This is a genomic window from Spongiibacter sp., from assembly GCF_041602295.1.
Taxonomy (GTDB): Bacteria; Pseudomonadota; Gammaproteobacteria; order Pseudomonadales; family Spongiibacteraceae; genus Spongiibacter.
The window spans coordinates 65,101-84,324 of record NZ_JBFIGO010000003.1 but is presented as its reverse complement, the minus strand read 5'-3'; the positions used below and the strand labels follow the sequence as shown (position 1 = coordinate 84,324).

Below are 19,224 nucleotides of genomic sequence, written 5' to 3'. Positions count from 1 at the left end.
GTAATGGAGACGCTGTCGCGGCTGAGTTCTCGGCCTTGGCTGTCGATGACGCTCACGGCAATTTGGTGGCCGCCGCGGGTTAATAGCGGGATGGTTGTGGACAGGCTGCGGCCTTCGTTGACGAGCTTGCCGTCGAGGCTGAAACGCAGTTTTTCACCGCGATACAGTGGCCGCTGCAGGCTGACGCTGACCTGGGTGGGGATGCGGCCGTTGGGGAATACCTGGCCATTGCTGGGTTGCTGGATGCGGACGGTGTTGGCTGCTGCGGCGGGGCGACTGGGTTTGCTTTTGGGGCTGCTGGGGGGCGGCACCACGGCGGGGGTGGTGTTGATTGCTGGCAATTCTACCGGGTTGCCGCCCTCGCGGGGGGAGTCGCTGTAGACCGTTTGTCCCTGCTCGTCGGTGTGGCGGTAGATTTCCGCACTGCTGATTTGGCTGCATAGCAACAGTGCGATGCCGGTGAGCGCTGCGCTGGTTTTCATAACTACGGCCTCCTGTGCACATGCGTATAGTGTGCGACGCGCCGTCGCTGGCGGCAAGTCTGTGTACGGCGAGGCGGGCAGGCAAACAAGGCGGTAAAAGTCTGGGGGGCGCGCGGCGGCATCAAACCTTGATGACCGGGCAGGGACGATTACGTTGCCGCGCTTATAGTGGTTTCTTCTGGCGGCTTTCACTGAAAGTAAATTAGCCATCGGGTTGTGCGTAGTACCGTGTGCCGCCACATCCGGGCTGGTGTACTCATATTGAGTGATCTACTCTAATTCAATAACAACTATTATCTGTGCTGTGAGCGCCTGGCGGTGCCGAGAATCCGGAATGACTGTAAAGCCACTTAAGTTGGTGAATGCCGAGGATGGTGAGGAACATCTGCTGTCGCTGCCGGATCAATTAATCGGCCGGGATGACAGCTGCCATGTCGTTATTAGCAAGGGTTACCCCTCCAGGCAGCACGCCAGGGTCTATGAGGATAGGGGGCAGTGGATGATTCAGGACTTGAACTCCACCAATGGTACCTTCGTCAATAATCGGCAGATCCAACAGGAAACGCCCGTAGTCATTGGTGACGTGATTCGACTGGGTACAGAAACCTGGTACTTGGCCTGTGCCGCTGGCGAGGATCGGACCATTCTCGCGCCGCGCCTGGGAGCCGCTGCCAGCGACTGCGGGATAATCATCGATGAAGCGCCAGGCAGTGACCTCACCTGTATTCAGGAAGCCTACCCGCTGCCATCCGGTTGGGAACGGCACCGGGATGATGACGCCCGGCGATCACTGGAGTTGGTCGACAGGGTTCTTGAGAGAGCCTTTGCCAAGCGCGACAAATTGCCCACTGCGGCGTTGGTATTTTGTCGTGGCCAACGGATGCCGTCGGTGTTCGGTATTTCACCGGGGAGCGGTTTGCGCAGTTGGGGTATTGGTAGGCACAGCGATCAGCCAATTCGTATCGACGACCCGACGATATCCCGCCTGCATGCGCGGGTTGAACACGAGGGGGACGAGTGGCGCATCGTCGATGTCGAGTCAACTAATGGCATTCGCAGCGACGGCAGTATGAAAAATTCAGTGATATTGCGTGATGGCGATTCGGTACATCTGGGCAGAATCGAAATGGTCTTCCGCCTGCTGCCCCCACGTCGGTAATAGGGCTGAAATACCAGGGTGGGGGCTATCCAGCTAGCGCCTTGCAAGGGGAGAGGGACGGTTCCATGAAAAAAACACGCTTCAAATCAGCTGGTGGCTATGGGCGCTTTCTGCGCTTTGCCGCACTCATCACATTGAGTGCGGCGCTGTGGGCTTGCGCGTCCAGTGGTCCTGGCGATCGCGCTGCTGCGCCCGCTAGTGAAGAACAATTGGTTGCCGGTCTGCAAATTGTTGACTGCTTGCTGCCGGGGCAGTTGCGCAAACTGGGCAATACCACCTATCTCACCGCACGCAGGCCTATCAAGACCACTGCCAGTGATTGCAATATTCGCGGCGGAGAGTACGTCGCCTACGATCGCGCCGATTACAAAACCGCCTTGAAAGTTTGGCTGCCTGCGGCAGAGGCCGGCGACGCCGAGGCCCAGGTGAATGTGGGCGAGATATTCGAAAAGGGGCTTGGCAGCAGCCCTAACTATGAGGCGGCGATGATCTGGTATGAGAAAGCCGCTGCGCAGGAAAATAAGCGCGCGCAGTTCAACCTCGGCACTATGTATGAGCAAGGGCTGGGCGTACCCGAAGACCGGCTGCAGGCACTGAATTACTACCGCCAGGCCTGGGGGTTGCCCGAAGACAGTGTCATGTTTCAGGATACCGCGCGCCGGGAGCGCGAGGCCTTGCAGGCGGAGTTGCAGCAGCAGATCGCGTCAAAAGATGCGCAGCTGCGATTGCTGGAGAAGCAAATCAAGTCCCTGAAGGCGCAGTTGGGCGCGACGCGCAGCAGTGCGGCGCCCGCCAACGCGGAGTTGGAAGCCCTGGCGCAGTTGGTGGCAAGCTTGCGGGCGGACCGGGATCAGGCGAAGAAAAAATTGAGCGCCATGCCGCGTTTGCGTACCCCGACGTCGCGCGAGGCCCCGGCAAACACTCGGGGTACTGACTGGGGCGCGGCACAGACGGTACAGCTGAACGATATGGCGTTTGGCAAATACTACGCGCTGGTTATTGGCAATCGCGATTACAGCCAGATGGATGATCTGGAAACACCGCGCAATGACGCCACCGAGATCGCCAAAATTCTGCAGCAGCAGTACGGCTTTGAGGTGCAACTGATGTTGGATGCCGACAGGCTCAGCATCATGCAGGCCATTAATGAGCTCCATGCCACATTGGATGAAGACTCGAATTTGCTGCTCTACTATGCCGGCCACGGCAGTCTGGTTGATGTCGGTGAGCGGGATACCGGTTACTGGCTGCCGGTCAATGCCAATCCGCCCCCCAATGATGCGTTTTGGGTACCCAACGAATTTGTCACCAATCACCTGGGCCGCCTTAAGGCGCGTCGTGTATTGGTGATCGCTGATTCCTGTTATGGCGGCCTGTTGTCATCATCGCCGGGACATCTGTTTTTGGGCAATCGCTCAGCCAGTGGTGATCTTGAGTATATTCGCTACAAATTACCTCGGCGTTCGCGACTGTTGCTCTCTTCCGGTGGTGATAAGCCGGTGATAGACAATGGCGGCGGAGGACACTCGGTGTTTGCGCGCGAGCTGATCGGTATTTTGCGGGACAACACACAGGTACTGTCGGCACCGGATTTGTTTGCCAGTATTCGCGGGCCGGTGATGCAGCGCGCTTCGGAAAATAATTTTGTGCAGGAGCCGGTATATAAAAGCATCAAAGGCGCCGGACACGAGGTGGGCGATTTTTTCTTTGTGCCGCAACGCAACTGAGCATTGGCACAGCCATTGTGAATAGAACGGATACTACTGGGCGGGGGAATGGAGATGTTTAAACTAGAAAAATATCAGGCGAGGTGGTGTTCACGGACGACGGCGTGCCTGTTGATCTGCGTTGCTGCGGTGCCTTTGGCCCATAGCGGCTGTGAGTCAGGTCCCAGCGACCCTGGGCAGGGAGGGGGAGCAAACTGTACGGCGCAAGTGGGGGAGTCGTCGGCTACGGCGACACAGGAATTTCTAAGCCGGCTCAGTGGCCAAATTGGTCAGGCGCGTCGAGGTAGGCAATATGCCCTGCCCAATTCCCTCAAGGATGCGCAATACCGGGAGCGTGGTGGTGCGGCAGGCGCCGCAGAGGGGGGCGACTTTGCCGAAATCGGGCGCGCTGCGGTTTTCAGTTCCTATGACTATGCGGATAGCGAGCGGGACAGTAGCGCTGTTGCCGCCGGATTTGAGCAGGAGACACATTCGGCAATGCTGGGCGTGGATTATCGAATTGATCCAAGCTTTTTTGCCGGGGCAAGTCTGAGCTATATCAATAGCGAAACCCGGCTTGATAAAACCGCTGACGGCAATGATATGGATTCGCTGGTGCTGGGCGTACATGCGTCAAAGTACTGGCATAACGATTTTTTTGCCGAGCTGCTGGTAACCCTGGGCGATATCGAGTTGGATAGTGATCGCAGTGACTTTTCGAGCCGCTATCAGGCCGCCACCGATGGGGATTTTGTTTCCGGGGAAGTGTCCTTGGGCTATGGGCACAGCGACGGCCGCTGGCGGCTAACACCGCTGATCAGGCTGCTGAGTATGCGCGGCGAACTCGATGCCTATACTGAATCGGATAGCAGCGGTGTCGGTGCGCCGCGCTCGGTGGAGACGCAGTATATTGACTCGTTGATGGCAGACCTGTCGCTGCAAGTCGACTACGTCATACTGACCGACTGGGGAGTGCTGATTCCCAGTTACCGGATGAATTATCGTAGCGAACTGGCTGACGCCAATGCGGTGACCTACACGGCCGGTGGAATAACAACAACTGAAACCCCGGATGACCCGGACGACCAAGTTTATGTGGTCAACGCCGGCGTTTCTGCCCAACTTCCCCGTGGTCTTTCTCTGTTTTCCTCCTATGAACAATTGCTTGGGCATGCATTTATGGAACGCCGCAGCGCTGTCGTCGGGTTTCGTTACGAGCTCCCCTGAGCCCGACGGCTTAGTCTGGCGTCGCTGTTTGGCGCTGATGGCATGCGCTGTACTGCTGGGCTGTCAGAATAGTGGCGAGCGTGTCGACGCCTATGCCGCCTTGCAGGGCATGGAGCGGCGGGTGGTGAGCAGTGAGCGCTTTGTACATGTGCAGTATTGGCAGGGGGCCGTTCGTTCTGCGCAGCAGTTGCACGTGTATATCGAGGGGGATGGGCAGCCCTGGCTGGGTGGTGGCTATTGGCCGGCAAGAGATCCAACACCGGCAAGGCCGCTGGCGCTAGAGCTGATGGCGCTGGATGGCACGCCTGCCATTTATCTCGGCCGCCCCTGTTATTTTGTATCTGGCGGCAACTGTGAGCCGCGGCTGTGGACCTCAGCTCGCTACAGCGACGAGGTTGTCGCGGCCTTGGCACTGGCGCTGCAGCGCAGCGTCGATGGGCTGCCTGCGCAGCGGCTAGTGTTGATCGGCTACAGTGGGGGAGGCGCACTGGCAGTGTTGTTGGCCTCGCGAGTGGCGCGAGTAGAGGCTGTCTTTACGGTTGCCGCGAACCTGGATACCGCGCGTTGGGCCGATGAGCGCGGTTTCCTGCCCTTAGCGGAATCGCTGAACCCGTTGTTTGATGCGCAGTTGGCGGGTATAGCGCATTACCACGTTGTCGGCGCAATGGATAAGGTGGTAAACCCTGTACATGTGCGGAGATTCAGCGAGCGCCACGGTGGGCAATACCGCGTACTGGAAAATTTCGATCACAGCTGTTGCTGGCGGCCACACTGGCCCGCACTATTGATGCAGTTTAACCGCTGGCGGCAGGCCGGCCAGAATGACAGCCAAGGTGACTGATTGCCTATGAGCAATGATGAGAAAACCCAGCCTGCGGGCGGCGATCAAACGCCGCCTGCTGAAGAAGCGACGCAGCAGGCGCCGGCAGTGGATGAAGAGCTGACGGAGGCGGCGGAAGTCGATGAAGACGCGACGGCTCCCCGCGATGCTAGGACCGAAGTGCTGGGCGGCGGTGATGCCATGGCGACAGCGCGCCTGGACGGTTTGTCATCCTCCGCCACTGCGGTGATAGGCGGCGTCGGTGGCGGCAATCCGCTGGTAGCCATGCAGCCAGGCTACGTGCTTCGGGAGCGCTTTCGCTTACAGAGAAAGCTTGGCGAGGGCGGTATGGGAGCGGTGTTTCTCGCCGAAGATCAGCGCAAGGTTGAGGCGAAACATCACAACCCGGCGGTCGCCATCAAATTAATAAGCGGCGATTTTTCACGCGACCCCCGCGCTTTTATCGCCCTGCAGCGGGAGACCGATAAATCTCAGACATTGGCTCACCCGAATATCATCACGGTCTACGATTTTGACCGTGATGGCGATATTTTCTATATGACTATGGAGGCGTTGATTGGCTCGACGCTGGATGAGCTTATCAGCGGGGCCAAGTGCGACAGGAAGGCAGCCTGTAATTTTATTGAGCAAATTGCCCGCGGCATCGCCTACGCGCATCAGCGGGATATTGTTCACTCTGATCTCAAACCACCGAATATCTTTGTTACCGAAGAGGGTGTGCTGAAAATTCTCGATTTTGGTATCGCGCGGGCATTATCCGCTGCGGCCAGTAATGATCCGGGTGAAATCGTTGGTCTGACGCCCGCCTATGCCAGTTGCGAAATGTTTGAGAAGCAGGATCCTCATCCCGCAGACGACGTTTATGCGCTCGGCTTGATCGCATACGAGCTGTTGACCGGTGAGCACCCTTTTGGTCGTAAGAAGGCGATTGAAGCACGGGAGCAGGGCCTTAAGCCGAAGCGTATTCGCGGCTTAAGTAAGTATCAATGGCATGCTATTGCCAAAGCGCTGAGTTTCGACCGCAAGGAGCGCTTGCAGAATGCGGAGCAGTTTTTACGTAAATTTACCGGTGCGGGTCGACGGGTGCAGCAATTGTCTGCGGCTTTGCTGGTAGCGCTGGTGACCTTCGCTGCCTATACCTATTTCTACACGCCGGAGGCGGGCCCCGATATTCCGTTTGAGGCCTTGCCTGCTGAAACCCAGGCGACGATTAGCGAGCAATTGCGCGAAGCGCAACAGGCGATGAAGTTTGGCGATTTCAACGGTGCGCTGTATTACCTGGACAAGGCGTATTCTCTGCACCCGCGTAACCTCGAAGTCGTGGCTGCGCTGGATCAGTTGGTCGGGCCGATTGTGAAGGAGATGAGCGCGGCGACCGATGCCGGGCAGCGCGCTATATTCCTGTCGCAAGTGCGTGAATTGTTGAAATACGAGTCGCTTGCCCAGGATCCGGAATTGGTAGAGCTCAGAAAGCAACTCGAATCAGCCGGCCCTTAGCCGCGGCCAAATAAGCGGGCAAAAAAGCCTTTTTTCTTTGCTGTCGCAGCTTGTTCCACCTTGGGGGGCGCGCTCACTGCCGCTTCCGGGGTGCTGTCTGCAGCCGGCTGAGGCAACTCAAAGGCCAGTTCTGCACTACCCATGCGAATAATATCGCCGTGTTTCAAGTAGGTGGACAAGCCCTTTTGGTCGTTTACAAAGGTGCCGTTGGTACTCATCCAGTTGACGATTTTCCAGCGCGCGCCGTCACGAGCCAGCTGAGCGTGCTGGCCGGATACACTGGCTTCGTTCAGCTGCAGGTCGGCGCGATTGGCGTCGCGGCCTATATTCCAGTTTTGCTTGTCGTTACCGTCAGCACGCAACTCAAAGACTTCGCCGCGCAGGCTCTCACTAAGGCCAACGAGTCGCGCGGTGTCAGCCAGCGGGGGAGTGCTCAGCCTGCCCTCGCGGTAGGCCTTTACCGCGTCGGAAGCGTTGGTGTCGGCAAATAATTCGGTGCCTGAGGCCTGTTCCAGACCGGCGTTTTCAGACCACATCGCCGGTACGTCGCCAGCGCCTGAGTCGGACAGTTGTGTGGCCTGTGCGTCGTCACTGGCGGTCACCATGGCAGCGCTGGTCACACTGAACTGAAACTCGCCCACAATGACCGCGTCACCATGTTGCAGAGCAGTGGGCTTGTTGATTGCCTGACCATTGACGAAGGAGCCGTTACTGGAACCCAGGTCGGTATAGCGCAATTGCTCACCTTCAACGGTAAATACACCGTGTTTGCGTGAAACGCTGGAGCTTAACAGGCGGATGTCACAATCCGCGCTGCGGCCGACCACTGTTTCGCCGTCGGGCAGTTCGTGATCAATGGCGTTGACGACTTCAAACAGGTGGAAATCTGACATTTTCGTTCCTCGTTACCATTCAGGTTTAAACAGTGCTATGCGTCGTGCTTTATCATTGCTTGTATGTCGGCACTCTGGTGCATGGCCGAGGCTTGGCGCTAGGGTTTAAAGTATTGTGAAAAACCGTCGGCGCGAGCAATGAAAACTGCCGGCAGCAAGTCTGCGCTTGAACCGTCTGGCGCGTCGTCGTCAGCGTCGACGATGACTGCCGTAATATTATCCGAGCCACCCGATTGATAGGCCTGCTCTACCAAGTGTGCCAGTTTTTCGTTGGGATTGAGCTTGCGACTCATGACCCGTGCAATTTGTACGCCCGAGAGTACATCGTTGAGCCCATCGCTGCACAGCAGCAGCTGCTGACCGCGATACAGCGTGCTGTGTAGCAGGGGAATGTCGTCAACGCCAAGTGTGCCGTGACCCAGAGCGTGGGTAATTAGGTGTCGGCTCTTGTGTTGCTGAGCCTCCGGCAGGGTGATGTCGCCAGTGGCCAGCAATTGCTCTACACGAGAGTGGTCGCGGCTGAGTTGACGGAGCTCGCCGTGCCAAAGATAGGCGCGGCTGTCGCCCAGCCAGGCCAGTTCAAAGTCGTGGCCGCGGAAATGTGCGACCACAATCGTAGCGCCCATGCCGGGTTTGCCGCGGCCATCCTGCGCACCTCGCTGGACGTCTTCGTGAGCGGCGATAATGGCGTTGACCAGAGGGATGTCATTATCGAGGTTATCGACCAGTTGCGCGGAGACAATACTGGCTGCCACTTCGCCAGAGGCCGGGCCGCCCATGCCATCAGTGATCAGCGCGATACCCCAGCCGCTATCGGCGACGAAACGGTCTTCGTTGGTGCTGCGACGGCCAATATGTGTTTTGCCGTAAATCTTAGGCATCTATTGCGCGTCCTCCAAACTGAGCAAACGCCTGGCCTCTTGGGCGAATGCGCGGGGTCTAAAGCGGTTTTCATTATCCAATAGTGAGAAAAGCCCAGGGTATGGCGGTGTGTCGCGACTGGGGCTGCCGGCTAATAGCTGTAGTGCTAAGAATAGCTGTTCTGCATCTGCGTAGTCACGAAAATGTCCCGCTGAGGCCTCGCGTAGCAGCGCTCGCTGCAGCTGGTGCCGCTCTGTGTCCGTTAGCGCAAAATCCGTGGTGATCTTGCCAGTGGCTTCAAGTTGCTGCTTTATGGCGTTTGCCACGCGACGCAACTCGGCCGCACTGCGGGTCGAGGCGCGGTGTAATCGGCGTATTTGCGCTTTTAACGCCTTGCCGGCTGAGCGGTCTCGCACGGCAATGATCTCGGCGAGAATACGCAGTGTATTGTCATTCAGACGCAGTGCCCCAGCCGGTAGAAGTTGTCGATCGACCGGTGAGCGAAGTACCGATTCGTCCATCGGCCGGTGGCAGCTGTGGCAGTCGTAGATCACCAGTTCCGGTATCAGGTTTTTCCCATTTGCGTGCTGAACGAGCAGCTCCAGATACCCCAGTGCGGCACTATAGCGGCCGGTAATCCAACGTTGGGTGGCGGAGTCCGGTGATTTTCTTTGCTGATAATCCGCGTCCACCACATGGTGGGCCGGCATGAGTGCCATCCAGGTATCCAGCTCAAAGCGAAGGCGCGGGTGGCCGGCGGCCATCATCTCGTGATTGGCCAACTGCTCTGTATCTCCCAGGTGGCAACGCTGGCAAAGCTCTGCGACAAAGCGACTTTGCTCGGTAGGCCACAGGCCGTTATCGAGATTTGTCTGATGGCTGGCATTGGCGCCGTAGTGATTGTCGAGCCAGCGTTCGGCGCCGCCGTGACAGCTTTCGCAGCCGATGCCATCACTGAGGTGGAAGCGCTCGCCCATCTGCTCGGCCGGAATTACCTGGGCGTGGCAGGCAAGGCAGGCCGGCGCTTTACTGGCGTCGGCAAGGCCCATATTGCTGGCAATGCGCTGGGAGTGTCTACTTTGCAGCGTTTTAAATGCCCGGGAGTGGTGGTCGTAGCGGCTCCAGGTGCGGTACTCATTGAGGCTGATGTCGTGGCGGTCTGAGGCTGCGGCGCGACCGTGACAGCTGCTGGACGCACAACTGGCGACGCCCATATGTTTAGGCGCTGATGAAGGGGCGTCGGCGTTTGTGGTGACCTTGGTGCCCGTGTCGGGGGTGGACCAGGCCCCGGGCGGTAAGCTCAGGCTCAGGGCCAATACGATCATCAGCCCGCGCAGATTATTGCTCACGGTGCACCTCCATGGGCTTATCGTCGACATACCAGGGTTCGCCCCGGTCGTTGAGATACAGCTTTTTCATTTCCGTCTCTATCAATGGCCGCGAACCACGACGGCCAAAGACGGCGATTTGGCCGCCGGTTTCGTCTACGGCGCGGTCGCGGGCGAGGCCGCGAGACAGGCTCAGCGCCGGGCTGAGGCTGGGGCGCCCGGCAATCCACTGGGGCACGGGCTCAGGGCTGAAGCCATAGAAGCGCGGCTGGGAGTCGGGGGAGGTGAGTTGCAGGACATGCACCCCGCTTTTGGCGTCGGCGAGGTAGGCAAACAGTGAGGCATTGGTGCTGGCGACCACGACGTCGCGGCTGTCACTCAGACGGCCGTCAGCATTGAACAGCTGTTTCAGCCGCGGTTGTTGAGGGTTTTTGATGTCGACAATGGCGAGTCCCTGAGGCCCCGCGGCGACATAGGCAAAGGTGCGGGCGATATAGAGCTTATGTGCGTTAGTGAGTGGCAGTGTGGTGTCGAGCAGCCGAGGTTTTTCCGGCTGGGTGACATCGACCACGCGCAACCCCCCGGCATCGGTGACAAACAGATAGCGAAACTGCAGCGCGGCGGCGCGGGCGTCGTTCAGCGCTACCACCGCCAGCGTTTTAGGTGCCAGCGGCGTGTCGATGTCGACGATGACCAGGCCAGCGTCGGCGATGATATACAGATAGTGGCCACCCACGGTGATATGGCGGGCACCGTTGAGCACGCCCTTGTCGTTCCAGGTGATTGCGCGCTTGAGGAAGTTGTTGCGGGGTTCGCCGTCGGCAAAGGTATTGATGTCTACCAGAATCAGCCCTTCCTCGGCGTCGGTGATGAACGCGTAGTTGTACAGTGGGTGGAAGGCTTGTTCTTTATTGGGACCGCGCATCAGCTCGCCCTGATTGCGCTGGGGGGCAATCGGCTGGGTACTGGGCAGCGCCATGCAGGTCGCGTTGCTGCTGGCGACGTGGGCCTGGTGACCGAGGTCGGAAAAAGGCGCGCTGATGATACGCTGTGAAATGCCCTTGTTGTCGATGGCGGCGACGTCAAACACCCGAAAGCCGTCTTTGCCGGCGGCGGTGAAGAGGTATTCTCCGCGTAGCTGCAGGCAGCCGGTGCGCCCCGCGCTGTGTGCCCTGGCGACCGCCAGCTGCCGATCGCGCTGCCGGTGTTGCTCGAACCAGTCTGGGTAGGCATAGCGCTGTAGATAGCTGCCGATAACCGCCTGTGGTTCATCCCATTCGGTGACGCGTACGGCCTCAATATGCTGTGACTCACCGACCCATAAATTGCGGCCGACAAAGTTGATGAAGTTGGTGCCCAGGGCCAGGGTCTGGGTAACGATGGCATTGTTGCTGCCGTCGCGCGACAGGTGACAGTCGCTGCAGACCCGCGTTTCCGTTTTGCGCACCGTATGGGGGAAGTGGGGGTTAAAGGCCTGCGAGCTGTAGCCACTGGCCGCGATCGGTGGTTGCTGAATGTAGATGCGCTCCCGGTTGGCATTGGTTGAGGAGAGCACCAGCGCGGACGAAGAACGCAGTGGCGCATACTTTCCCCCTTTATAAGGTGCTCGCTTGCCGAGCATGAATATCTGGTCGCGGGAGACCTGGGGGTTATAGGTGGCGTAGTTGCGTGAGATACCGCCTTCAAAATGATGGCGCTCAGTCATTTCATTGGCCTGAATGGGCAGGTGGCAGCCGCCGCAGCTGGTAGCCCAGGAGGTGTGGCAGGCATAGCACTCCATTTCTTCCTCGCCGTGGGCGGCATCGGCAGGGTCGATGGTGTCCCCCCAGTGTTGGGTTTCAGTATTCTTGGCCATGCGCTTGGCGCGCGCCGCCTTGGCGTTGTACTCGCTGTGTTTGGCGTCGATACTGTCTTTGACCAGCGACAGGGTCCACTCCATGCCGGGGTTGACCAGCGAGCGTTGAATCAATTTGTCACCCATCCATTCGAAGCGCAGCTTGCCATCCGGGTTGCGCAGAATACTGAGGTCGGTGTCACTGGCCGAACTGGCCGGACCGGAGGTGCGCAGGTTGGGGTAGGCGGTGGCGCTACCGTGGCAGTCCTTGCAGCCGATCTCAACGGCTGCGGCGACTTCGCCATAGATATGACCATTGCCGTGGGCATCCTGACCGAAGTGGCAATCTACGCAGTGCATGCCGACCTCGGCATGTATGGAACGCATATGTACGGCTTTGGTGAATTTGTCGGGGTCATCATCACTGACAATTTGATTGTCGGCATCGAGTAACCGTCCATCCCGATCGCGTTTGTAGACGGCGCGAAAATTCCAGCCGTGGCCGTGGTAGTCGGCGAACTGGGTGTCCTTGAGCTTGGGGTTGAGCTTGGCGACGTCTTTGAGGAACTCCAGGTCGGCCCACTTGCCGCGCGGGGCAGCGCCCTCGGGGTTTCTCTCCAGCACCGCCCGGCGGGTTTTGTCGTCGGGGTACTGCTGTTGTTCGGGCCACATATGGGGGGCGTCAGATTCGTAGTCCCACATGGTGTAGCCGAGAAAGGAGTTCACAAACATATTGGGCTGGTGCATATGGCACACCATGCACTGGCTGGTCGGTATTGCTCGGGAAAACTGGTGGCTGATGGGGTGGCCCGAGGCGCTGCGGTCAATGGTTGGGTCAGTGCTCTGGCTGTTGCCGGTATTGCCGGCACTGGCATAGGGGCCGGAATGCAGTGGATCGCGATCATTGGCGTAGACCACGTGGCAGCCACTGCAGCCGGAACTGCGGTAGTCGCCGGGTTGATCATTGGTGCCCATAAACCACAGCAGCGGATCATTGAGGCGCGTTTTGGTGATATTGATCAGCGGCACGGAGATACGCGCGCCGGTGCCGGGGCCGCGATTGGATTGGCGGAAGTCAGGTCGTCCGGGTTCCTCGAGACGCTGAATCAGGCCGATGCTGTTGGGTATGCCCGTTTCGGGAAACAGGTTGAGAATATTGCGGCCACCGCGTTCGAAGACGCGAAAAATATCGCCGGGCTTAACGGTTTCCCAGGCCGGCAGTGGGAAGGTGTTTTCGAGTATACCCATGTCTGCCATGTGAACATCGGGTTTCAGCGGTGCCTGCAGTGCCGCGGGTTGGCCGTCGCGGGTATAGGCTTCGCCAAGTATCGAGCGCTTGAAGGGCAGAATGCCATTGTTATAGGCCGCAGCCGCCCAGAACATCGCGCCGGTCGAGTGCAGGCTGCGCTTGGACGCCTCAATAATCGCCTGGTGACAGGCACCACAGGATTCGTCTGCAATGCGGAAATCGCCGGGGTTCACAAAGCGGATGTACTCCGGCGCTTCCCGGTTGAGCAGGGTATAGCTGCGCACCGGGTTGGCTGAATCCGGCCAGTGCCAGCTCTTGGGATAGCGCGGCAGTACGTGGGCCTGCTCGATCAGGCGCCGTGCCTGGTCGGATTCTAGGTCAAAGTTTTCGCCGTTTTGAATACTGGCATCGCCACCGTGACAGTCTGTACAGCCGAGCATGACAGCCGGGCTGGCGTGCATATTGTGGCTGTCGTTGTCACCGTGACAGCTCTGGCAACCCTCGCTCTTGCGATGCACGTCGTCGCGGCTCTGGAATGCCGGCGCCGGCGGCGCGGTGACATAGCTGCGTTTGACCGCCTTCTCGGCGCCGGCAGCCCGCACCGGGTCAGCGGCGGTGAGCCCGCCCAGCGCAAGTAATGCGGCGACTAGAATCGTGCTGATCTGCTGGTGGACGATTTTCATAACGAGCCTAGTAAGTCAGTACAGCGTTAAAGAGCAGTGAATGCTGTGCCTCGTCGCCGAACAGCAGCTGGTAGCCATTGCCGGGTTTGAGCGCGGCGTAGGACAGGCGCAGTACGATATTCTGCGACATCAGTGGTCGGTAAATCAGCGAGGCAGACAGGTCCCAGCCGATATCTCGGTCGATGTCGCCTTGCTGCCGCGCGACTTCCAGCACTTCAGTCTGGTCAAACCACAGATGATTGAGGTTCACGCTGAGGCGCAATTCGGGCAGTAGGTCCATGTCATTGCCAATGCCCGCCAGCCAGACGCCGGGGTTGGTGAAATTGGACTGCCCGTGTTCGCGCGACGCGCGCAGTGAATTCAATAGGCCATTGCGAGTGCTGAGCGTGACCTTGCCGCCGCCAATCAACGGCACCGCTTGACGAATCCAGTAGCTGGCGTCGGCGCCGGCAAACAGGGGGGATTCCAGTATGGCGTCGAAGCCGGTTTCAACATCGTCAAAGGGATCATCGTCACCGGAAGCGTAGAGCAGCGATGCGCGCCAGCGAATCCAGTCGCGATCAAACGATAGCTCTGCGGCGGCGAAAAGTGCGCGGATGTCACTGTCATCGCCAGTGAAGGGGGAGCCGTCCTGCTGGCCGAGGGCAACATAAAAAGCGCTGGTGATATTTAGTCGCTCAACATGCCCGTCGGTATTGAAGCCGAGATAGACAACATCGTACTTGCGGGGGCTCTCGCGGCCAAAGGAGGCGGGTCGCTGAATAAACCCGTTATTGTCAAAAAAGAAATCGCTTTCCCGGTTGCGGTTGTAGAGTAGCGTGAACTGACTCATGTGGCCCTTGGCCAGCATATCCTGCCAGTAGAGGTTGGCGACAAAAATATCGTCGTCGCGCAGCGCTTCTCCGGCGTCGTTCAAGCCGCTGTTGGTGTCTTTTTCCAGACGCCGGAACCAGCCCAGGTTGTACTGAAAAATGTTGTTGTCGCGGGTGCCAAACAGGCGGATCCCAAAGGGACTGTCCTGAAACAGGAAACCGCGAAAATCAGCGGTAAAGGGCTGGATGCCGACGCGGATGCTGTCGAAATCGTAGCGCGGCGAAACATTGCGCAGGTGGACGTCGACAAAGGCCGCTTGGAAGCCGACAAAGTTGTCGTAACGGCTGTTTTTCTTAGCGGGATCGACATTGATGCCGAGGATTTCGTCTAGTTGGGTGTCGTTGTAGTTGAACACTGGTGTCAGCCGAAATTCATAGTCCGGTGGGCGAAATACGGTGTCGCCCTTGTAATACACCAATTCGACGGCCAGTGATTGAACCAGCTGGGTTTGACTGCTGCCGCCGAGCAAATCCAGATCGCCCGCGCTGCGGGTACTTTGCAAGCCAACCGGTGTAGGGACTTTGCGATCTTCAAACACGGTGTCTGAAATGAGAGTGGTGGCAAAGAACCAGTCGCCGTGAAGGGGGGCATCGCCTTTCAGTGTGTTGCGGTTGTAGGGGTCGTACCAGCGACTTTCATAGCCCAGTGCATCGACAATTCGCCAGCGGTCCGGCATGGCTTGGGCGGGGCTGTAGTCGTTTAGGCTGGGGGTGGCAATGCGCTTGCCGGTTGGCGCCGTTCTGCGCGCGCAGCCGTCGTTGCGGGCAGGGATACTGGGGTCGCCGGCAGCGGGCCTTTCGCAAATACGTGCCGCCTGCCCGTAGGTCGCGTGTGGCAGCAAGGCCGCCAGCACGCCGGCCAGCACCGCGTTATGGCAGTTACTTCCCCGCGCAGGCATCTTGTTCATCACTGTCGTTAAAGGGTGATTGAGGGCAGCTGATATAGCGCAGTCTGACGCCGCCAGGGCTGAGGGTATCGGCGCGGATACTCGCCGGGGCATTGTTCAGGGTGCCGAGTATCTGGCCGGCCTGATGTACGCCGAGAAACGCAATCATATCGTCTTGGTCGACGCCATCACCGGATACACCAATGCCGCCCACCAGCTGCAGGCCGCGGTACACCGGTACACTGCCAGGAAAAATCTGAATGCCATTGGCTGCCCTCGCACTCGCGATGCTGGCATCGCTGGGAAAGGGCACGCCGACGCAGTTCTTGCCGACGTCGCTGACGTTAGTGGGATCAAACTCATGCAGCAGGTGGCGCACGATGGCATTCATGCTCATATCCAGCTGCAGTCCGGTGGAGAAGGGGCTCCATTCACCCTGGGCTTTGCTGAGTGGGCCCGTCTGGGCGCTGTCGATACCGTCGGGGTAGAACGGCCGGGAGAGGTTGCCACCGGAGCGGTCGGCAAAGGCAATGCCATCGCGCAGGGCGTTGGCGTCACCGGTTAAATTAATCACGTTCTGAACATAGTCGACCAGCTGTACGGTGGTTGACTGGGTCAGGGTCGGTGTCAGGTACTGGGTGTCCGGTAGGTTGCTGATGAAGTCGGCCGCGTCACTGGAGGAGAACAGCGTTGCGGTACGGGCTTTTTGCAGTGAGACATCAGCACCGAAGACCGGCGCATCGCGGCTGCGGGCGATACCCAGGACGCTGCCGTCGATGTCCACCACGCTGATCGTCACTCTGGCAGGGGAGCCCAGCGGGCGACGGATTTGCGCGCGCGCCCGGTTGGCGACCGACAACGCCTGGTCAATCAGCGTGCGTACCTCGGCGGCCGTCAATGCACTGCCCGCACTGGGCGGGAAGCGTTCCATGTTGGCTTGGTCGACGAACACAAAGGCATCGCGACCGGGAAAGTGTGTGGTATCCGGGCGGACCCCGGAGGCGGCTTCACCAAAGGCCTGCCCGCCGAGATAGCCATTGGCGCTGTCGTAGTAATCGGGCACCGAGACCAGCAAACCATCGACACCCAGCACCAGTGCTGGTGGCGAGGTGAGATTGGCGCTCAGGTCGTCGAAGTCGACATCGCTGTAACGCAGGGTCTTGGCGTCGACCGTGATGTGGTCGGCCTGTCGGTCGGCGGGCACGGCATAGCCAAAGGTCCCGGCCAGCGCAATCAGCTCATCGAAATCCCGGTCGCTGTCGCTGATGTTCTTGTCCAGCGAGTAGATGAAATCATCGGCGATAACACCAATGCCGCCCACCGGTGTGCCGTTCTTATACAGTGGAAAGCCGCCCGGATCGGCTGATAGCCCCAGCGGTGAGCGTTTGGGGCCGACCAGGGTGGCGGGGTTGCTGGCGTCCAGCGAGAAGTCAGAGCAGGGCAGTTGACTGAATTGCACGCCAAACAGCGGGCCCGCGGGCTGGTTGCGCTCGCCGGGGTTAAAATGCTCCTGCACAATCTGGCTGGCCACACGGGTGCTGAAGCCGTTGCCTTCGCTGGACAGGTAGGCGCCGGTAATGGCCTTGGCAATGGCGGCTAAGGCATCGGCGCCAGCGCTGATGGGCAGTTTCAGGCTTTCCAGGCCGGCCGCAATGGGCGTGCCGCCAGGGTTGGAAGCGATGGTGACCTCGCCGACGCTGCCGGTCAGCACCTCGTCCATCCGGTAGGCCGCCAGCACATTGCCGACACGGTCGACCACGGCAATGGTGGCGCCAACGTTCAAGGCCTTTGCCTCGGCGGCGGCCTGTCGGATCACTTGTTCGACATCAGCAGGGCTGAGAAAGGTGCTGGCATTGGCACAGCTGCCGTCGCAGCGGCTGCCGGCATTGGAGCCGCGTGCGCCGTCCTGGTTGTCGCGATCGCCGCCGGGTAAACAGCCGGACAGTGTCAGGCTCAGCAGTAAGGCCGGCAATACTCTCATGGCAGTGTCTCCGCCTTTAGCATTGCCGGCATACCGGTGCGATGAAAACTATGGCAATCAATACACTGCAACAGCACGGCCTGGGATTGCTTCTCTCCGTGGCAGGCGGTGCAGTCTGCCAAACTGGGCATCAATACATCCCGGCTGTGCGAGGAACGGTCGGCCTGGTGACACCGCAGACAGCCCTCGCCATCGACGGTGGCGCTGAGATGCGGGCGGTGATCAAAGCGCGCCTCGGGCATCCAGTTCTGCGTCAGCCTGACCTCGCGTACTTGCCAGCGCCCGTCGTGCTGATCCACTTCGTGACAATCGACGCAGCCGCTGGTTTGAAACAGCTGGCTGATCTCCCGGTCGGCCCAGGCGAGGCCGCATTGCAGCGGATCGCGCGAGGGGCACAGGGTGTCGAGATCGCGCGCCGGGACCCAGCGCGGTGGTGGGGCTGCGGCCAAACGCAGCTGCTCGGCAAGCTGTTTAACGTAGAATTCGGCGAGGTAGGTTTCCACCACATCAGCTTGAGCATGGGGGAGCGATCGATAGGGAGCCGCGTCGTCAAAACTGAGGCTGTGGCAGTCGGCGCAATGGGTTTCCATGGTGATGGGCTGAAAATGTTCGCCGTCGTCGGCAAGTTGGTGACAGTCACCACAGTGCAGTGCACGTTGTTGCCCGTTTTTCTCCTTGCGCCAGACCTTGTTGCTGCTGGTGTGTACGTCGTGGGGAAATTTTAGATTAGACGACTCACGGGCAGTCGCTGCGCGCTCGCGCTGTATCTGCCAGCCGTTTGGTTCGCGCTTTAGCAGGGCAAGTAGAAACTCCGGATGCGCGGCTTCGGTAAACGCACTGGCCGCGCGCAGCTGTGTGGGGGCTTTTGCTACTGGGTGGCCGCTAACGGCGAAATGACTATCAAGGCTGCGTGCTTGTTCTGAGCGATGGCAGTCGACACACAGAGCGGTGTTTTCAACTATCAGTGTTTCTGGCTCGTTGTGTTCTTTGTGGCAGGCGGCGCAATCTTGGTCCAGGCGGGTCGCAGCGGGATGGGCATCGCCGAAATGCGCCGGTGTCGTGTTGTGGCATTGCGCACAGGCTTGGTCCGGCACCTGCTGAAAAGGCTTGAGGTGGCAGCTATTGCAATCGTTCGCCAAACCCGGCAGATGGTGCGGTGCCGCAAGGGGGCCGCTGAGCCAAAACCGGTCACTGGGTGCGCCGCTCTTGTCGAGCAGGGCTTGCGCGCCATCGTCATAAAAACCCCATAAGGGCAGCAATAGCGTGGCCGCCAGGGTCAGCAGGGCCAACAGATAACTGTGGCGGCGAATTCGCGGCAGCTTCAGGGTCAACTCCTGCTGCAGCTTTTGTTTTAGCGACTCGGTTGCGTCGATATCAACACGCAGCTCAATAGCGGCATCAAAGCCTGGCGGCGCTTCCACCCGTGCAAACTGGTGCGGGCCGATACGCAGCCACTGGTCTGCTGTCGCACTGAGCTGACGCAAGCCCTCGCCCGTTTCACTGGCGCTGAGCACCTTGTGTGGTGGCTGACACTGCACCAGCAACTGGCCGTTTTGCTGGGGTTGGAGTACGCAGTGCTCGGTGCCGACACCGTCACCGAACAGCTGCAGGTCACGGTCGCTGCGGCTGCCCAGTGTTAGATGCTCGGCGCTGAATTCTTCATCGTTTTGATCAACGATGCGGTTGTTCTGCATGCGGACTTTACGAACAAGGATCAGCATGAC

The 19,224-nt window shown here is 59.3% G+C and carries 13 protein-coding genes; 5 read left to right on the top strand and 8 right to left on the bottom strand.

Annotation, left to right across the window (positions count from 1 at the left end; all coding sequences use genetic code 11):
• Positions 1–482 (bottom strand): DUF4124 domain-containing protein (locus tag ABYM29_RS01275; RefSeq protein ID WP_372861114.1); only part of this gene is annotated, 482 nt, incomplete at its 3' end.
• Positions 483–816: 334 nt separating this feature from the next.
• Here ABYM29_RS01275 and ABYM29_RS01270 point away from each other — a divergent pair.
• From ABYM29_RS01270 to ABYM29_RS01250, 5 genes are all read left to right on the top strand, one after another.
• Positions 817–1,641: an FHA domain-containing protein gene (locus ABYM29_RS01270; RefSeq protein WP_372861111.1), complete on the top strand. Its 825-nt coding sequence runs from the start codon at positions 817–819 to the stop codon at positions 1,639–1,641.
• A 65-nt stretch (positions 1,642–1,706) separates the two neighbouring features.
• A complete protein-coding gene (locus tag ABYM29_RS01265; protein WP_372861110.1) occupies positions 1,707–3,368 on the top strand; it encodes a caspase family protein in 1,662 nt (553 codons plus the stop codon).
• A 54-nt stretch (positions 3,369–3,422) separates the two neighbouring features.
• Positions 3,423–4,574, top strand: coding sequence for an autotransporter outer membrane beta-barrel domain-containing protein (locus tag ABYM29_RS01260; RefSeq protein ID WP_372861108.1), 1,152 nt, complete (start codon positions 3,423–3,425; stop codon positions 4,572–4,574).
• 28 nt (positions 4,575–4,602) lie between these two features.
• Positions 4,603–5,415, top strand: coding sequence for a hypothetical protein (locus ABYM29_RS01255; protein ID WP_372861104.1), 813 nt, complete (start codon positions 4,603–4,605; stop codon positions 5,413–5,415).
• A 6-nt stretch (positions 5,416–5,421) separates the two neighbouring features.
• Complete coding sequence (locus ABYM29_RS01250; RefSeq protein ID WP_372861103.1) at positions 5,422–6,912, top strand: serine/threonine-protein kinase; 1,491 nt, start codon at positions 5,422–5,424, stop codon at positions 6,910–6,912.
• Here the strand turns inward: ABYM29_RS01250 and ABYM29_RS01245 are convergent.
• The 7 genes from ABYM29_RS01245 to ABYM29_RS01215 form a co-directional block, all read right to left on the bottom strand.
• Entirely contained in the window at positions 6,909–7,805 is an 897-nt protein-coding gene (locus ABYM29_RS01245; RefSeq protein ID WP_372861101.1) for an FHA domain-containing protein, read from the bottom strand. The two genes, ABYM29_RS01250 and ABYM29_RS01245, sit on opposite strands and share 4 nt — an antisense overlap.
• A gap of 98 nt (positions 7,806–7,903) precedes the next feature.
• Positions 7,904–8,686, bottom strand: coding sequence for a PP2C family serine/threonine-protein phosphatase (locus ABYM29_RS01240; protein ID WP_372861099.1), 783 nt, complete (start codon positions 8,684–8,686; stop codon positions 7,904–7,906).
• Positions 8,687–10,015 carry a multiheme c-type cytochrome gene (locus ABYM29_RS01235; protein WP_372861096.1) on the bottom strand — a complete coding sequence of 443 codons (1,329 nt, stop codon included), beginning with the start codon at positions 10,013–10,015 and terminating at the stop codon, positions 8,687–8,689.
• Entirely contained in the window at positions 10,005–13,760 is a 3,756-nt protein-coding gene (locus ABYM29_RS01230) for a hypothetical protein (protein WP_372861094.1), read from the bottom strand. Before ABYM29_RS01230 ends, ABYM29_RS01235 begins: the two co-directional genes overlap by 11 nt.
• A 7-nt stretch (positions 13,761–13,767) precedes the next feature.
• Positions 13,768–15,540 (bottom strand): hypothetical protein, encoded by a 1,773-nt coding sequence (locus ABYM29_RS01225; RefSeq protein WP_372861092.1) that lies wholly within the window; start codon positions 15,538–15,540, stop codon positions 13,768–13,770.
• Positions 15,512–17,500 carry a heme-binding protein gene (locus ABYM29_RS01220; RefSeq protein ID WP_372861090.1) on the bottom strand — a complete coding sequence of 663 codons (1,989 nt, stop codon included), beginning with the start codon at positions 17,498–17,500 and terminating at the stop codon, positions 15,512–15,514. Before ABYM29_RS01220 ends, ABYM29_RS01225 begins: the two co-directional genes overlap by 29 nt.
• Positions 17,497–19,221: a cytochrome c3 family protein gene (locus ABYM29_RS01215; protein ID WP_372861088.1), complete on the bottom strand. Its 1,725-nt coding sequence runs from the start codon at positions 19,219–19,221 to the stop codon at positions 17,497–17,499. The genes ABYM29_RS01220 and ABYM29_RS01215 overlap by 4 nt, the downstream gene beginning before the upstream one ends.
• Between the last annotated feature and the right edge of the window lie 3 nt (positions 19,222–19,224).